Consider the following 4,136-nt stretch of genomic DNA (forward strand, 5'->3'; position numbering starts at 1 on the left):
TATTAACGCAAGTATCAATCTAAAGAATGAAGCGATAAGGCTTCTAACCGCAAGGACTGTGGAGATAGCCTAATAAATTAGAGTTCGATAGAACTCTTTACTTAGGAATCCCCCTCTTCTAAACGAAGTGAAAGTGGGGGTAGTTCAATTGCAATTAAAATCTATATTTTGTTGAAATTATTCTTTTAAAGGGGTGGGATCCCGAAAATGCGGATGCTATCCTAAGTAAAGCACTATAACCCAACTACTTTTTATACAAGATTTTATGCAAAAAAAGAATAGCAGGGACTCTCCATTATCCTTGCTACCGATAATGAGACGTTATGTTAACTTTACATGCATGCTTATTAATCACCTGATTAGAGATATGTGATCTAAACTTAACCTATTCGAAGTACTAAGTTTTTTAATAAGAATAGTCATTTGTTGTTATGATTAAATTTATAATATCCTTTAGGGAGGAACTCAATTTGAAGAAAACATTAATTGTTGGAGCATTATGCTTATCGATCGCTGTTTTAATTGTATTTATTAATGGCGATGAAGAGACATACACTGAAGCAAACAAAAATGATATTGTTTTACACTTATATAAAGAAAAATCTAGAAATCTAGAACGATTTGAAACATTTTCTCAAAATGTAAAAGATAAGAAAAGTGACGAAATACAAATTAAAGATTATTTCATTGACGAGGAGGCAAAAATACCGAGTTTAAACACTGTAACTTATCAAGATGAGAAATTTACTTTTACTCACAAGTACAAAAACGACTATAGAAAGGATATTTGTAAGAAGTTCGTTACTCCTCAAGAAACACATGGTGTGGCATATATGCTAAGAGATTGCGAACAGTCAGAAGATGGTATTATACTTCATAATACAGCGAAGGACGGTGAAGGAGTACACTCCATAAAAGATAAATCTATTGAATTTATTGAAGTTGAGGGGAATAAGACCTACATATTCGTAAAACAATTTGATGTTGGAGCATTCGTGAACGCTATCACCCATATCGGGCATACACATTCAAATACATCTAGTACACACAAGCCAAATTTTAAAGTAAATGTTCACTTTTTAAGTGGAACAACTCAAACATACTATTTGTGGATTGACAAAGAGAAATCACAAGGAATAATTATGGATTCAGAACAAACAAACCAAGGACATGAAATCGATAAAATATTTGTAGATAACATCATAAAAGCGTTAAATTAAAACGACATATTTTAATACGCCTCGTTAAGATGCACCTTTAAGATGATTACATGAACTCCATTACTATGTTAAAAATCGACCGCCATCACAGGCGGTTTTCTTATACTCTCCTATACTTCCAACTCCACTAGTCATCTCGTTCAACACATTCTCCTTTAGGTACAGAAAGCATATTTTCAGTCTACGACATTTTTTTAATACTACAACATATAAAAGGAATTGAAATATTTAGGAATCTAATTGTCCTCGATTGAACTTATAAGACGAATAAGCTGATATTAATCCACTTCCAATAACGAAAATTATGTAAATGAGCTGTCCATATGGGCAGCTTATTGTATTTTTTGCTTAGCATGTTTTTTCAAAATGTTGGCGATATCCCATGCCCATCAACTTAAGAAATGAATTGTTCCCCAATTTGAGTGAATGGGTAAAGCCTCAGATAATTATTTTATCTTTTCTAATTAAAATGAATTTTATGTCTTTTATCTTGTTTTCATCATATCTATTTATTAATATAAATGTGAGGAAATAAATTACATAAGCCCATACATTGGTTATAGAAAATTCTTTTCATAAATGGGTGGGGAATCTAGCAAATACAGGAGGGGTATGTGTGTTATCAAAGTGGAAAGTAGGAATTACAGCATCTATTCTTGCACTAACGACATTTACAACGGCAGTATCAGCTGAAGAAAAACTAGTGGATCAGCCAAAATGGCAAGAATGGGTTAGGGAGCATGCAAAAAAATTAAAAGAACCAACTGCTTATACGTATGAGGATTTATCATTCTTGAAAGAAACGGTACAAGACAAACGTATCGTTCTCCTTGGTGAATCAACACATGGTTCAACAGAAATGAACCAATCGAAGATTCGTATAATTAAGTATTTACATGAAGAAATGGATTATGATGTAATTGCATTTGAATCAGGGTTTGCGGAAGCAAATACAGGGTATCAAGACTTAGATAATTTAACAGCTGAACAAGCGATGAAGAAATCTATTTCTGATGTATGGTCTACAGAAGACGTGGAAGAATTATTTCAATACATAAAGGAACAAAAGGAAAAAGGGAAACCCCTTATATTAACGGGGTTTGACATACAAATCCCGTATAAAATTGAAAAATTTCCATTTGCAACCTTTGCTTCCGAGTGGATTGAGAAGTTGAATCCTGAAGTAGCTAATTTACTTACAGAAGTGGAGGGTGATATCTTTAAATATCGTTCTGTGTCTTCCTATAAAGAGTTTCAAGCAATGCAGACACCCCTTATAGGAAAATATGAAAGGATAAAAGAATTTATCCAACAACATAAGAATGAATTACGACAAGTGGCACCTAAATCATTATATGATGTAAATCTTTTAGAAAAGACAATTAGTACTCGTATTGATTCGCTTAAAACATATATGTCAAATCAAATGAAAGAGCAGTATAGCATTCCATTTGACTACACTATTTACAATAATTACTCATTATATTCACGTGACCAAAAGATGGCTCAAAACTTAGCATGGCTTAGTGAAATACAATATACAGGTAAAAAAATAATGGTATGGGGTCATAATTACCACCTTCGAAAACAAAATTCTAAAATGATACAGGATATTAGTAATACTCATAAATACGGATTCGTAGGACCCAATATGATAGATTACCTACCAAAACATATAAAGGATCAGATGTATGCCATTGGTTTATTTGCGTATAGCGGAAGTAGCCTAGACTCTAATGACAATAAAACAATCCAATATGTAAAGGAGAAACATGAATCCAATAGTATTGAAGAAATTTTGAAAGCTGCGCAACATCCACAAGTGTTTGTAAATTTAAAAGGCGAGAAAAATCGTCCTGAAACATCTTGGATGTATACACCAATAATTGCACAACATTGGGGGTTTCAGGATGAAATTATGATTCCAAATCAACAGTATGATGGCATTCTATGGCTAGAACATATTACACCTTCTCGGATTAAATAAAATAAAAAAGTGCGCCATTAAGATAGGATGGTGCACTTTTTATCATTTTAGCCAAGAAGACTCCTTCCTCAAGGAACGTGAAGGGTCGCAGCCCAGTGAGTAGGTGGGAGATGAATTGGCTTCGGACAAGGGATAGCATGAAGCCATCTTAATTGTTCGACATATGTCGAACTGGAGGTGAAACGAATGATTATCAATAAAGCATATAAATTTCGTATATATCCAAATAAAGCACAAGCAACGCTAATCAATAAAACGATTGGTTGTTCTCGTTTTGTATTCAATCATTTCCTATCTCTATAGGATAACGCATACAAAGAAACAGGAAACGGTTTGACGTATGGTACATGCTCTGCCAAACTTCCTGCCATGAAGAATGAGTTTGTTTGGTTAAAAGAAGTAGATAGCATTGCTATTCAGTCGTCTGTTCGCAACCTTGCGGATGCTTATACACGTTTTTTCAAAAAACAAAACAGTGCCCTGTGTTTCAAATCTAAGAAGAATACCGTACAATCTTACACCACAAAACAAACAAATGAAAACATTGCCGTTGTAGGGAACAAAATAAAATTGCCAAAACTAGGTCTTGTTCGATGTGCCAAAAGTCGTGAAGTAAATGGACGTATTTTAAATGCTACGGTTAGACAGAACCCTTCTGGCAGATACTTTGTGTCATTGTTAGTTGAAACAGAAGTGCAAGAACTTCCGAAAACAAATTCTTACATTGGAATGGATGTGGGACTAAAAGATTTCGCCATTTTGTCAGATGGAACAACCTATAAAAATCCAAAGTTTTTTCGATCATTAGTAGAGAAGTTGGCAAAAGCACAGCGTGTTCTTTCTAGAAGAACGAAAGGATCTTCTCGCTGGAATAAACAACGAGTAAAAGTAGCTAGAATTCATGAATACATGACGAATGCTAGAAAAGA

The 4,136-nt window shown here is 33.8% G+C and carries 2 protein-coding genes and 1 pseudogene; all 3 read left to right on the top strand.

The window, feature by feature from the left end; all coding sequences use genetic code 11:
• The first annotated feature begins 470 nt into the window (after positions 1-470).
• Positions 471-1,220 (top strand): YhfM domain-containing protein, encoded by a 750-nt coding sequence (locus AC1DKZ_RS32500; protein ID WP_476997942.1) that lies wholly within the window; start codon positions 471-473, stop codon positions 1,218-1,220.
• A gap of 616 nt (positions 1,221-1,836) precedes the next feature.
• On the top strand, positions 1,837-3,207 hold the full coding sequence (locus AC1DKZ_RS32505) for an erythromycin esterase family protein (protein ID WP_476997943.1): 1,371 nt from the start codon (positions 1,837-1,839) through the stop codon (positions 3,205-3,207).
• 186 nt (positions 3,208-3,393) lie between these two features.
• Positions 3,394-4,136, top strand: a pseudogene (locus tag AC1DKZ_RS32510) (RNA-guided endonuclease TnpB family protein); the annotation flags it as partial.

The sequence above is a fragment of the Bacillus sp. 05T21 genome, from assembly GCF_056396785.1.